This is a genomic window from Staphylococcus sp. SA22 (assembly GCF_054165785.1).
This window is the reverse complement of the sequence record NZ_JBSZQY010000003.1, coordinates 235,266-249,035: the sequence shown is the minus strand read 5'-3', so window position 1 is coordinate 249,035 and position 13,770 is coordinate 235,266. Positions and strand designations below refer to the sequence as shown.

The 13,770-nt window shown below is 33.5% G+C and carries 10 protein-coding genes and 1 pseudogene; 7 read left to right on the top strand and 4 right to left on the bottom strand.

The features are described from left to right. A pseudogene (locus tag ACXQH5_RS04955) lies at positions 1-76 on the top strand (deoxyribose-phosphate aldolase); the annotation flags it as partial. A 27-nt stretch (positions 77-103) separates the two neighbouring features. Next, positions 104-1,282, top strand: a complete 1,179-nt coding sequence (gene deoB / locus ACXQH5_RS04950) for a phosphopentomutase (protein ID WP_000197806.1) — start codon at positions 104-106, stop codon at positions 1,280-1,282. Between the two features lie 130 nt (positions 1,283-1,412). Here deoB and phnE (ACXQH5_RS04945) read toward each other — a convergent pair whose 3' ends face one another. The 4 genes from phnE (ACXQH5_RS04945) to ACXQH5_RS04930 form a co-directional block, all read right to left on the bottom strand. Then, positions 1,413-2,228: a phosphonate ABC transporter, permease protein PhnE gene (gene phnE / locus ACXQH5_RS04945; RefSeq protein WP_000191097.1), complete on the bottom strand. Its 816-nt coding sequence runs from the start codon at positions 2,226-2,228 to the stop codon at positions 1,413-1,415. Further along, positions 2,225-3,025: a phosphonate ABC transporter, permease protein PhnE gene (gene phnE, locus ACXQH5_RS04940; RefSeq protein WP_001121196.1), complete on the bottom strand. Its 801-nt coding sequence runs from the start codon at positions 3,023-3,025 to the stop codon at positions 2,225-2,227. Before phnE (ACXQH5_RS04940) ends, phnE (ACXQH5_RS04945) begins: the two co-directional genes overlap by 4 nt. A 1-nt stretch (position 3,026) precedes the next feature. Next, on the bottom strand, positions 3,027-3,800 hold the full coding sequence (gene phnC / locus ACXQH5_RS04935; protein ID WP_000078092.1) for a phosphonate ABC transporter ATP-binding protein: 774 nt from the start codon (positions 3,798-3,800) through the stop codon (positions 3,027-3,029). A 213-nt stretch (positions 3,801-4,013) separates the two neighbouring features. Next, positions 4,014-4,970 (bottom strand): phosphate/phosphite/phosphonate ABC transporter substrate-binding protein, encoded by a 957-nt coding sequence (locus ACXQH5_RS04930; RefSeq protein ID WP_000713597.1) that lies wholly within the window; start codon positions 4,968-4,970, stop codon positions 4,014-4,016. 228 nt (positions 4,971-5,198) lie between these two features. Between ACXQH5_RS04930 and ACXQH5_RS04925 the strand changes: the two genes are divergently transcribed. The 5 genes from ACXQH5_RS04925 to adhE all read left to right on the top strand — a co-directional run bounded on the left by ACXQH5_RS04925 (position 5,199) and on the right by adhE (position 13,430). Further along, positions 5,199-6,743, top strand: a complete 1,545-nt coding sequence (locus tag ACXQH5_RS04925) for a hypothetical protein (protein ID WP_000725587.1) — start codon at positions 5,199-5,201, stop codon at positions 6,741-6,743. Between the two features lie 50 nt (positions 6,744-6,793). Then, a complete protein-coding gene (locus ACXQH5_RS04920) occupies positions 6,794-8,329 on the top strand; it encodes a bifunctional metallophosphatase/5'-nucleotidase (protein WP_000065054.1) in 1,536 nt (511 codons plus the stop codon). A 156-nt stretch (positions 8,330-8,485) separates the two neighbouring features. Further along, positions 8,486-9,253 carry a spr1630 family ClpXP-sensitive toxin gene (locus ACXQH5_RS04915; protein ID WP_000447777.1) on the top strand — a complete coding sequence of 256 codons (768 nt, stop codon included), beginning with the start codon at positions 8,486-8,488 and terminating at the stop codon, positions 9,251-9,253. 5 nt (positions 9,254-9,258) lie between these two features. Beyond that, a complete protein-coding gene (locus tag ACXQH5_RS04910; RefSeq protein WP_000469827.1) occupies positions 9,259-10,434 on the top strand; it encodes a spr1629 family repressor/antitoxin in 1,176 nt (391 codons plus the stop codon). Between the two features lie 386 nt (positions 10,435-10,820). Continuing rightward, positions 10,821-13,430, top strand: a complete 2,610-nt coding sequence (gene adhE / locus ACXQH5_RS04905; protein ID WP_000955780.1) for a bifunctional acetaldehyde-CoA/alcohol dehydrogenase — start codon at positions 10,821-10,823, stop codon at positions 13,428-13,430. The last annotated feature ends 340 nt before the right edge of the window (positions 13,431-13,770 follow it).

The following is a 13,770-nucleotide window of genomic DNA, read 5'->3' as shown; positions in this document are numbered from 1 at the left end:
AGCAGGTGCGACACGTATTGGTGCGAGCGCAGGCGTTCAAATTATGCAAGGTTTAGAAGCAGATTCAGATTACTAATATATATAAAATTTGGGAGTGATAGCTATGACAAGACCATTTAATCGTGTACATTTAATCGTAATGGATTCAGTAGGTATTGGTGAAGCGCCAGACGCAGCTGATTTTAAAGATGAAGGTTCACATACTTTAAGACATACCTTAGAAGGCTTCGATCAAACTTTACCAAACCTTGAAAAGTTAGGTCTAGGGAACATCGATAAATTACCAGTAGTAAATGCAGTTGAACAACCAGAAGCATACTATACTAAATTGAGTGAAGCTTCAGTTGGTAAAGATACAATGACTGGTCACTGGGAAATTATGGGATTAAATATTATGCAACCTTTTAAAGTATACCCTAATGGATTCCCTGAAGAGTTAATTCAACAAATTGAAGAAATGACAGGTCGTAAAGTTGTTGCTAACAAACCGGCATCGGGTACGCAAATTATCGATGAGTGGGGCGAGCACCAAATGAAAACTGGTGACTTAATTGTTTATACAAGTGCAGACCCAGTATTGCAAATTGCTGCACATGAAGACATTATCCCATTAGAAGAGTTATATGATATTTGTGAAAAGGTTCGTGAGTTGACAAAAGACCCTAAATATTTAATTGGTCGTATTATCGCACGTCCATATGTTGGTGAACCAGGAAACTTTACACGTACATCTAATCGACATGACTATGCGTTAAAACCTTTTGGTAAAACTGTCTTAGATCATTTGAAAGACGGTGGTTATGATGTCATTGCCATCGGTAAAATTAATGACATTTATGATGGTGAAGGTGTAACAGAAGCGGTTCGTACGAAGAGTAACATGGACGGTATGGATCAATTGATGAAAATTGTTAAGAAAGATTTCACAGGTATTAGCTTCTTAAACTTAGTAGACTTTGATGCATTATACGGTCATCGTCGTGATAAACCGGGTTATGCACAAGCAATTAAAGATTTCGATGATCGCTTGCCAGAACTGTTTAGCAACTTAAAAGAAGACGATTTAGTAATTATTACAGCAGACCATGGTAATGACCCGACAGCGCCAGGTACGGACCATACGAGAGAATATATCCCAGTAATTATGTACAGTCCGAAATTTAAAGGTGGTCATGCACTAGAAAGTGATACTACATTCAGTTCTATCGGTGCAACTATAGCAGATAATTTCAACGTAACATTACCAGAGTTCGGTAAAAGTTATTTAAAGGAATTGAAATAGAATAAATTTAGATATTATAAAAACAGCAGTGAAGTTAACTATAACAATAGTTTTCTTCACTGCTGTTTTTATTATAATAGAGAAACGTAAGACGGTAGGACCTCTTATTTAGGAGTATCCTGATTTAATGTTAAACAATACGTTTTCGGATTGAACCGGAAATTAAATCGACAATTGCGACCATTAGTACTAAACCGATTAATATAATACCTACACGGTCCCAAGAACGTGTTTGAATGGCAAATATGAGTGGTGTCCCGATACCACCAGCCCCAATCAGCCCCAGTATAGAAGCTGAACGTAAGTTTAGTTCAAAGCGATAAAGTATGAGTGATAGAAAGGCAGGCATAATTTGTGGTATGACTGCAAATACGAGTGTTTTAATTTTATTTGCACCACTGGCCTTTAATGATTCTACAGCACTGAAATCTAGACCTTCAATATCTTCAGCTAAAAGTTTCCCAAGCATACCTACGGAATGGATACCTAAAGCTAATACACCTGAAAATGAACCTGGGCCAACAGCTTTGATAAATATAAGTGCCATTACAATTTCTGGGAAGACACGTATAACACTTAAAATGAATTTGCTAACACCTGAAACTGGGCGTAACTTTACCATATTATTTGCACCTAGAAATGCTAATGGAATACAGATAATTGCGGCGATGAAAGTACCTACAACGGCTATCGCAAAGGTTTCAAGTAAACCACGTAATAAGTCTTCGCCATCTGGTATATAGATATAGCTGATATCAGGATGGAATAATCCGCTGAATATGGATTTTAAGATTTCTAATGATTTACTTTTAAGTTCTAAACTTGGTACACCTGAAAATGCCCAGATGATAATAGCTAAGACGACAATTGCAATAAGCCATCTTTTAATCAATTTTCGTTTGTGTGCTTTTGTGTGAACATTATATTTTGCTATTTCCTGTGTCATGCGAGATGTGCCCTCACTTTCGTACTGATGTAATCAATGACGACGACGATAACTAAAGTAAATAAAATAATCGTTGCTGTTTTTGGATATTGAAATAAACCAAGTGTTTGATCATAAAACAATCCAATACCGCCAGCGCCGACTAATCCAAGCACAGCTGAAGCACGTATATTTACTTCAAATGCATATAATACGTATGACATAAATGACGATATGGCTTGTGGTACAACACCGAAAACAATCCATTTTATTTTATTAGCGCCAACAGCCGTCATTGCTTCCATTGGACCTGGATCTATCGTTTCCAATGATTCATATAATAATTTTCCAATAATACAGATAGTTAAAATAAACAATGCTAATATCCCTGGAATTTGACCGATTCCAAATACAGCCACAAAGATTGCAGCTAATAGCAAATCCGGTATAGTACGAACTATATTTAAAATAAAACGCGAGGGTATTGAAATCCACTTTTGATGAACGATATTGCTAGCACATAATAACACAATTGGTATTGAAACGATGCTACCTAATACTGTACTTACGATAGCCATTCGAATGGTATCTAACATTGGCGTTGTAATTTGTTGTAAATACTCGAAATCAGGTGGAATCATTTGTTTGAATAGATCACCTATTTGAGGTATTCCTATCATTAAATCTCCAAAATTAAACCCCGTATAAATGAAGCTCCAAATGATAAGCACAATGATTAACATGAAGGTAAAACTCGTTTTTAAAGAAACCTTTTTCTTTAAAAGGGAGTCATACTTTGTAGGTGTTTCTATAGGCATGTTAGTTCACTCCTAGCTTTTCATCTTCTTTAATTGTACGTCCATATATTTCACTAAATACGTCATCTGTTGCTTCAGATGCAGGACCATCATAGACAACCTCACCATCACGTAAACCAATGATGCGTGTGCCATATTCTTTTGCCAAGTCAACAAAATGTAAATTAATTAAAATTGTGATGCCTAATTCTTGGTTGATTTTTCTTAAATCATCCATAACCTGTTTCGTTGTTAATGGGTCTAATGAAGCAACTGGTTCATCTGCAAGAATAATTTCGGATTCTTGGCATAGCGCACGTGCAATAGATATACGTTGTTGTTGGCCACCTGATAATTCATCAGAGCGTTGATTATATTTATCTAAGATGTTGACCCGTTCTAGTGCATCCATTGCTTTAATTTTGTCTTCTTTTGGAAATAAACCTAATACCATTTTCCAAGTAGGGTGATAACCTACACGTCCACTTAGTACATTTCGTAATACACTTGACCGTTTAACTAAATTAAAATGTTGGAAAATCATGCCTATATTTCGGCGCATTTCTAATAATGCTTTACCATGGGCTTTAGTGATTGATTTACCTTGAATGAAAATTTCACCTGACGTGATATCATGCAAACGATTTACAGATCTTAATAACGTGGATTTCCCAGCACCAGATAGTCCGACAATGACTGCAAATTCACCTTTTTCAATATTTAAGTTAATATTTTTCAAGCCTACATGACCGTTAGGATAGACTTTACTGACGTTTTTAAATTCGATTTGACTCATGTTTGACACCTTTCTTTAATAAAGAAAAGCCAAGGTAAACTGAAATATCATAGACATTGGGTTTCTGTGTACAAATGGTTTCAAATGTACAGCGACACCTTTCTATATCTGTTTCAGTTTAGCGCCTAGCTTTTCAATATTAATCTAGAATATATCTATTGAACGAAAGCTTTTAATACCAAATTCGATAATGATTCATTTGTTAAATAATGATTATTTCATATCTTTAACTAATTTTTCGTACTCTCTTACAATGTCGAAATTTGAATCTTTCGTTTCTGTGTATCCTTCATGTGAATAAACTTCGCTAATAATTTTGTGACCTTCTTTTGATTTAGCAATGTCTATAAAAGCTTTTTTCAATTTCTCTTGGAAATCTTTATCCATATCTGGTCTTACAGAAATTGTGTCATTCGGAATAGCTTGTGTTAATTTTAAAATTCGTGTGTCTTTAAATACATTTGGTTGGTCTTTTTTCACAGTATTACGTGCATCGTTAAATACAGCCGCAGCATCTACATCTCCATTTAATAATGAGATAACTGCTTGGTCATGACCTTTAACATTCACAATTTTCATATCTTTAGTTGCATTAATACCTGCTTCGTTTTTTAACATCGCAAGTGGGAATGTATATCCAGCAGTTGATGTTACATCTTGTAAGGCAATTTTCTTACCTTTTAAATCTTTCAAGCTTTTAATTTTTGAGTCTTTTTTAACAAGAATTTCTGATTTATAACTATCTACAAGTTCTTTACTTGCTGAACCATCTTCTTTTACACCAAAACGTTGTGCTTGTAATAATAAATCAGCCGCTTTTTGATCATGTGCTAATGTGTATGCCGTTGGTGGTAAGAACCCAACATCAACTTTTTTAGACTTCATAGCTTCAACAATTGTATTGTAGTTAGTTGATACAGACACTTTAACTGGAATTCCTAATTCTTTAGATAGTAATTTTTCTAATGGTTTTGCTTTAGCCTCTAATGTTCCAGCATTTTGCGAAGGTACAAATTGTACTGTTAATTCTTTAGGTTTGTATCCTCCTGATTTAGAATCCGAATCATTACTAGCGTTCTTTTGATTATCTAAAGAACTTGAATTTCCACATGCTGCTGCAAAAACAATGACTGCTAACATTAATACAAATAAACACTTAAATTTTTTCATTTGATAACTGTCCCCTTCACATTCTTAATCGTGTAATATGTATGCAATGAAATTACACTTATAGCGTACCACATTTAAATGCGAAAAAGTATTTTATAAAAATGAATTTTAATAACTTTCTTTAAGAGTTTGATAAGATTTTGTAAATATTTCGTTAAATTGCCCATTTCAAACATATATTTATCCTATAATTCAAGAACAAATTTATTTTAAAAGGAGCCTCACAAAATGAAAAAAATATATAAGTCATTAACTGTCTCTGCAATTGTTGCAACGGTATCATTAAGTGCTTTACCGCAATCTTTAGCTATAACGCATGAATCACAACCTACAAAGCAACAGCAAACGGTATTATTCGATCGTTCCCATGGTCAAACAGCTGGTGCTGCAGATTGGGTTAGTGATGGTGCATTTTCAGATTATGCGGATTCAATACAAAAACAAGGTTATGACGTTAAAGCTATTGATGGTCATTCGAACATAACAGAAGCAAGTTTGAAAAGTTCCAAAATATTTGTAATTCCTGAGGCTAACATTCCTTTCAAAGAATCAGAACAGGCAGCAATTGTTAACTATGTGAAACAAGGTGGAAATGTTGTCTTTATTTCAGATCATTACAATGCTGACCGAAATTTAAATCGTATTGATTCATCGGAGGCAATGAATGGTTATCGACGTGGAGCGTATGAAGATATGTCGAAAGGTATGAATGCAGAAGAAAAAAGTTCTACTGCAATGCAAGGTGTGAAAAGTTCAGATTGGTTATCTACAAACTTTGGCGTACGTTTTCGATATAATGCACTAGGTGATTTAAATACGAGCAATATTGTTTCTTCAAAAGAAAGTTTCGGTATTACTGAAGGTGTGAAATCTGTATCTATGCATGCTGGATCGACATTAGCAATTACTAATCCAGAGAAAGCAAAAGGTATTGTGTATACACCAGAACAATTGCCAGCGAAAAGTAAATGGTCACATGCTGTAGATCAAGGTATTTATAATGGCGGCGGTAAAGCAGAAGGTCCCTATGTAGCAATTTCTAAAGTTGGAAAAGGTAAAGCAGCATTTATCGGTGATTCATCACTTGTGGAAGATAGTTCGCCCAAATATGTAAGAGAAGATAATGGAGAAAAGAAGAAAACATATGATGGTTTTAAAGAACAAGACAACGGTAAGCTATTAAATAATATAACGGCTTGGATGTCTAAAAATAATGATGGGAAATCACTTAAGGCGAGTGGCCTAACATTAGATACAAAGACTAAGTTGCTTGATTTTGAACGACCAGAGCGTTCAACTGAGCCTGAAAAAGAGCCATGGTCACAACCGCCTAATGGTTATAAATGGTATGACCCAAAAACATTTAAAGCAGGTAGTTATGGCAGTGAAAAAGGCGCAGATCCTCAGCCAAACACACCAGATGATCATACGCCACCAAATCAGAATGTAAAAATATCATTTGATATCCCGCAAAATGTTTCTATAAATGAGCCATTTGAAGTGACAATACATTTAAAAGGATTTGAAGCAAATCAAACACTTGAAAATCTTAGAGTTGGTATTTACAAAGAAGGCGGACGTCAAATCGGACAATTTTCAAGTAAAGATAACGATTATAACCCGCCAGGTTACAGTACTTTGCCAACAGTTAAAGCAGATGAAAACGGAAATGCCACAATTAAGGTCAATGCTAAAGTACTTGAAAGTATGGAAGGTTCAAAGATTCGTTTAAAACTCGGTGACAAAACCTTGATTACAACAGACTTCAAATAAATATATAATAGAAATAAGAAAGATGTTTGTGATTGAAGGAGTGAGTGAGGATGTCAAACATAGCATTTTATGTCGTGAGTGACGTACATGGTTATATTTTCCCAACAGATTTTACGAGTAGAAATCAATATCAACCTATGGGATTGTTACTAGCGAATCATGTTATAGAACAAGACAGAAGGCAGTATGACCAAAGTTTTAAAATAGATAATGGTGATTTTTTGCAAGGGTCACCATTTTGTAATTACTTAATCGCGCATAGCGGCAGTAGCCAGCCTTTAGTTGATTTTTATAATCGAATGTCATTTGACTTTGGTACGCTTGGTAATCATGAATTTAATTATGGATTACCATACTTAAAAGACACTTTACGCAGACTCAATTATCCAGTTTTGTGTGCTAATATTTATGAAAATGATAGTACATTGAGTGATAACGGTGTGCAGTATTTTCAGGTTGGAGATCAAACGGTTGGTGTGATAGGTTTAACGACACAATTTATTCCCCATTGGGAACAACCAGAGCATATTCAGTCACTTACGTTTCATAGTGCTTTTGAAACACTTCAACAACACTTGCCTGAAATGAAGCGACATGCAGATATCATTGTGGTTTGTTACCATGGTGGATTTGAAAAGGATTTAGAAAGTGGTACGCCGACCGAAGTGTTAACGGGTGAAAATGAAGGATATGCCATGTTAGAAGCGTTTTCTAAAGAAATAGATATCTTTATTACTGGTCACCAGCATCGACAAATTGCTGAAAGGTTTAAGGATACGGCTGTGATTCAACCTGGTACAAGAGGTACAACTGTAGGAAAAGTTGTCTTGAGTACTGATGAATATGAAAATCTATCCGTTGAATCATGTGAATTACTTCCTGTTATAGATGATCCCACATTTACTATTGATGAAGATGACCAACATATACGAAAGCAGTTAGAGGACTGGTTAGATTACGAAATTACTACATTGCCATATGATATGACGATTAATCATGCATTTGAGGCACGTGTAGCTCCGCATCCTTTTACAAATTTTATGAATTACGCTTTATTAGAAAAAAGTGGTGCAGATGTTGCCTGTACAGCTTTGTTTGATTCTGCTAGTGGTTTCAAGCAAGTCGTGACGATGCGAGATGTTATTAACAATTACCCATTTCCAAATATATTTAAAGTTTTAGCTGTAAGTGGTGCCAAACTTAAAGAAGCCATTGAACGATCAGCAGAATATTTTGACGTGAAAAATGATGAAGTTAGTGTGAGCGCAGACTTCCTTGAACCCAAACCACAACACTTTAATTATGATATATATGGTGGCTTAAGTTATACCATTCATGTTGGAAGACCAAAGGGACAACGTGTGAGTGATATGATGATTCAAGGTCACGCAGTTGATTTAAAGCAGACATATACAATTTGTGTAAATAATTATCGTGCAGTTGGCGGTGGTCAGTATGATATGTATATCGACGCGCCAGTTGTAAAAGATATTCAAGTTGAAGGCGCACAATTACTTATTGATTTTTTATCAAATAATAATTTGATGCGTATCCCGCAAGTTGTTGATTTTAAAGTTGAAAAGTGACGGATATATGTAAAACTTACTTGATTTTAATCGGGTAAGTTTTTGTTTTTGTTTAAACTAATCACTATTAAACACCAATATACTTTAAGGAAAATGTTGATTTTACAAAAAATGAGGCTTATATTTTATATAACTTAATATTATGAAGTGATTAATTTGGAAACAATTAAACAAGAAGTAAGAGAATCTATTGTTAAAGGAATTATCGCGGGATATAAGGACTATGTTAATGAGAGAAATGAAGTCAAGAAACGTATGGTGATTAGTGATGCCTATGTGCACACCAAATCTAATCATATTGAAAATCAAGTTGCTAAGCATTTGGAAAATTTTGTTAAGTATATTAAAGAAAATGCTGGACCATCATGGAAGTATTTAAAGTTTATATTTAATAAAGATGAAGAGAAAAATAATATCATGTTTATATTGAAAAATGAAGATTACTTTGATGAAAAAAATGTAAGCGTAGGGAAGAGTTTAGTTGCTGATAAAAATCCAAAAAGTAAAAACTACCTAGAGGTACTTATGGCTAAGAATAGGGACATTAATTTTGGTACTGTTGAAGAAGATTTTGAAATTGGGCATCAAATGACTGCAGATAGTATATTATTTAATATAAAAGAAGGCAGTAATAGAGATATTAATTCTTATTTTTTAATTATTACATATCGTATTGATAAAGAATCAAAGCAATTAGCTGCAATCAAACAATGGTTACCAAATCCAGAAACAAATTCTGCAATTATGGTTGATGATTTGACAGAGTTAATTGAAAAAGTAATAGTAGAAAGAGAAGATTATCATATTGACGAAGAAGAGTTAGAAGTACTTAAAAACGATGGAGAGTTAGAACTCATAGATGTGGAACATGCATTTGGTATCAATATCGATGAAGGTAACGATATGATTGAAAGTGAAAGGTGAAGTTAATGTTTATTGGCAAGAATTTAGAATACGTGAGGAAGCTTAATGCTCTAAGTAGAAAAGAATTATCAGAAAAAATAAATGTGAGTGAACAAGCAATTTGGCAATATGAAACAAAAAATATGATGCCAGAAATTAGTAAAATTTATGATATGACATCTATTTTTAATGTTAAATCTAGCTACTTTATTAGCGAGCAGCCCGAAGAGCTCCTAATAAATTCTGTCGATAAACATAGTATAGCTTTTAGAGCAAAAAATTATAAAGTATCTACGAAACTATTAAATAAGCAATATTATCAAGCAATGTATTTATCTAATTTAACTAGCTACTTATTTTCTTTTGTAAAGATACCGGATAATATTATTTTATCTTTAATAAATAATTTAGATGGCTTGTTGAATGGCAATTTAGAATCACTAAATAAAAAAGAAAGCATAAAAGAAATTGCTAAAGTTGTGAGGGCTAAAATTCTTCAAGACGAAAGCAATGAAGCACTATTATTTATGCTTGAAAAAGCGGGTATAGTCATATACGAAAAGCGAATTAATGATAGCATAGACGCATATAGTTTTTGGAGTAAAGATCTGACACCTTTTATTATACTGGGTACAAATAAGGGGGTAGCAGTTAGAAGGAATTTTGATCTTGCACATGAGCTGGGACATCTCGTTCTACATCGTCATATTCAATTCGACTTATTATCTCCTGAAGAATATAAGACAATTGAACATGAGGCAGATATTTTCGCCTCTGAATTTTTACTACCTGAAGAAGCGTTTAAAAAAGACTTTGATCAAATGACAAAAAAATCAAATCCTGATTATTTAGCTGTATTGAAAGAAAAATGGTATGTTTCTATACAAGCAATTGCAATGAGAGCCTATTATCTAGGTCTAATGTCTAGTACTCAGTACAGATATTTTTGGGCATCATTAAATAAAAAAGGCTATAAAAGTAAAGAGCCTTTAGACGACGTGATTGAAATGTCACGTCCTGTCAAAATGAATAGTTTATTAAAGTTGTATTTTGATAGAAATATACTGACACCACAAAAATTATTGAATTATTTAAAAGTTGATGAAACATTTTTGAATCATCTAGCAGGTATTAATTTAAAACTCTTTAAGGATTATGTTAATGAAAATAGAGAATATAATATAACGAATCTATATAAATAAGGCACTAATATTTAAACCTCGAGCTGAAAAGATCATCATTTCAGTTCGAGGTTTTTTATTTGTAACATCTATTGATAGGTATCGACAAGAACCTTTTAATGTTGTGTTTTGTGCGATATAACAAGCTTTTTAGGCTATTAAAGAATATTCAGAATTAAATATATAATTATGAATAAATTATGTCATTGAAAAAATTATGATTATAAAATCATTCTAAAAACACCGAAATAACAATGATTTCATGAAAACATTTATTTTAAAATTTGATATTTGTTCAAATAATATTCGAAATTAAACTTTTTTGTATAGAATTTTCTTTATATCCTGAGAGACATGTACTATAATGTTTGTGAAATAATTCACAAAGTATAAAGGAGTGGTTGTATATGTTAACTATACCTGAAAAAGAAAATCGTGGATCGAAAGAACAAGAAGTGGCAATTATGATTGATGCTCTAGCTGACAAAGGGAAAAAAGCATTAGAAGCATTATCTAAAAAGTCACAAGAAGAAATTGATCATATTGTTCATCAAATGAGTTTAGCAGCTGTTGATCAACATATGGTGCTAGCAAAATTAGCACATGAAGAAACTGGAAGAGGTATATACGAAGATAAAGCGATTAAAAATTTATACGCTTCTGAATATATATGGAATTCAATAAAAGACAATAAGACAGTAGGGATTATTGGTGAAGATAAAGAAAAAGGATTAACGTATGTAGCGGAACCAATTGGTGTTATTTGTGGTGTTACGCCAACAACAAATCCTACGTCGACAACTATTTTTAAAGCGATGATTGCAATTAAGACAGGAAATCCAATTATTTTTGCATTCCATCCAAGTGCGCAAGAATCGTCGAAGCGTGCAGCAGAAGTTGTATTAGAAGCGGCAATGAAGGCAGGTGCACCTAAAGATATTATTCAGTGGATTGAAGTACCTTCTATCGAAGCAACAAAACAATTAATGAATCACAAAGGTATTGCATTAGTTCTAGCAACAGGTGGTTCGGGCATGGTTAAGTCTGCATATTCAACTGGTAAACCGGCATTAGGTGTGGGACCAGGTAACGTGCCGTCTTACATTGAAAAAACAGCACACATTAAACGTGCAGTAAATGATATCATTGGTTCAAAAACATTTGATAATGGTATGATTTGTGCTTCTGAACAAGTTGTAGTCATTGATAAAGAAATTTATAAAGATGTTACTAATGAATTTAAAGCACATCAAGCATACTTTGTTAAAAAAGATGAATTACAACGCTTAGAAAATGCAATTATGAATGAACAAAAAACAGGTATTAAGCCTGATATTGTCGGTAAATCTGCAGTTGAAATAGCTGAATTAGCAGGTATACCTGTCCCCGAAAATACAAAACTTATCATAGCCGAAATTAGCGGTGTAGGTTCAGACTATCCGTTATCTCGTGAAAAATTATCTCCAGTATTAGCCTTAGTAAAAGCCCAATCTACAAAACAAGCATTTCAAATTTGTGAAGACACACTACATTTTGGTGGATTAGGACACACAGCCGTTATCCATACAGAAGATGAAACATTACAAAAAGATTTTGGACTAAGAATGAAAGCTTGTCGTGTACTTGTAAATACACCATCAGCGGTTGGAGGTATTGGTGATATGTATAACGAATTGATTCCGTCTTTAACATTAGGTTGTGGTTCGTACGGTAGAAACTCAATTTCACATAATGTTAGTGCGACAGATTTATTAAACATAAAAACAATTGCTAAACGACGTAATAATACTCAAATTTTCAAGGTGCCTGCTCAAATTTATTTTGAAGAAAATGCAATCATGAGTCTAACAACAATGGACAAGATTGAAAAAGTGATGATTGTCTGTGACCCTGGTATGGTCGAATTCGGTTATACAAAAACAGTTGAGAATGTATTAAGACAAAGAACGGAACAGCCTCAAATTAAAATATTTAGCGAAGTCGAACCGAATCCATCAACTAATACAGTATATAAAGGTCTGGAAATGATGGTTGATTTCCAACCGGATACAATCATTGCATTTGGTGGTGGTTCAGCGATGGATGCTGCAAAAGCAATGTGGATGTTCTTTGAACACCCTGAGACATCATTCTTCGGTGCTAAACAAAAGTTCCTAGACATCGGTAAACGTACTTATAAAATAGGCATGCCTGAAAATGCGACGTTCATTTGTATCCCTACGACATCAGGTACAGGTTCAGAAGTAACACCATTTGCAGTTATCACAGATAGTGAAACAAATGTAAAATATCCGTTGGCTGATTTTGCTTTAACACCTGATGTTGCAATTATTGACCCTCAATTTGTGATGAGTGTGCCAAAAAGCGTTACAGCAGATACAGGAATGGATGTACTAACGCATGCAATGGAATCATATGTATCTGTAATGGCTTCAGATTACACAAGAGGTTTGAGTCTACAAGCGATTAAATTGACGTTCGAATATTTAAAATCATCTGTTGAAAAAGGTGATAAAGTTTCAAGAGAGAAAATGCATAACGCATCAACTTTGGCTGGTATGGCATTTGCAAATGCATTCTTAGGCATTGCACACTCAATTGCGCATAAAATTGGTGGGGAATATGGTATTCCGCATGGTAGAGCGAATGCGATATTACTACCGCATATTATCCGTTATAATGCCAAAGACCCGCAAAAACATGCATTATTCCCTAAATATGAGTTCTTCAGAGCAGATACAGATTATGCAGATATTGCCAAATTCTTAGGATTAAAAGGTAATACGACAGAAGCACTCGTAGAATCATTAGCTAAAGCTGTCTACGAATTAGGTCAATCAGTCGGAATTGAAATGAATTTGAAATCACAAGGTGTGTCTGAAGAAGAATTAAATGAGTCAATTGATAGAATGGCAGAGCTCGCATTTGAAGATCAGTGTACAACTGCTAATCCTAAAGAAGCACTAATCAGTGAAATCAAAGATATCATTCAAACATCATATGATTATAAGCAATAATCTATCTGATAATAATCATCTAACTCACCTGAAATTACAAAAGTAAAAAAATGCCACATAAACTTTAAGTCGATAATCATTATATGGTTATCGGCTTTTATTTATTGCCAAATCTTCAGAGAGATACAAACTAGACAATCATTTTTTAAATAAAGAAAATATTAAGATTGATACTCATTTCACAAAATATTACTACTTTAGAGTATAATTATTTTTAATTTCATATAAATAAAAAGGCGAAAATAATGCGGTTTAAAAGTAATTAATTGTTTAAACGATATGTAATATGTAAATACTATATATATAATACCAATTTTAATGAAAATTTTTAAGGGAGGTA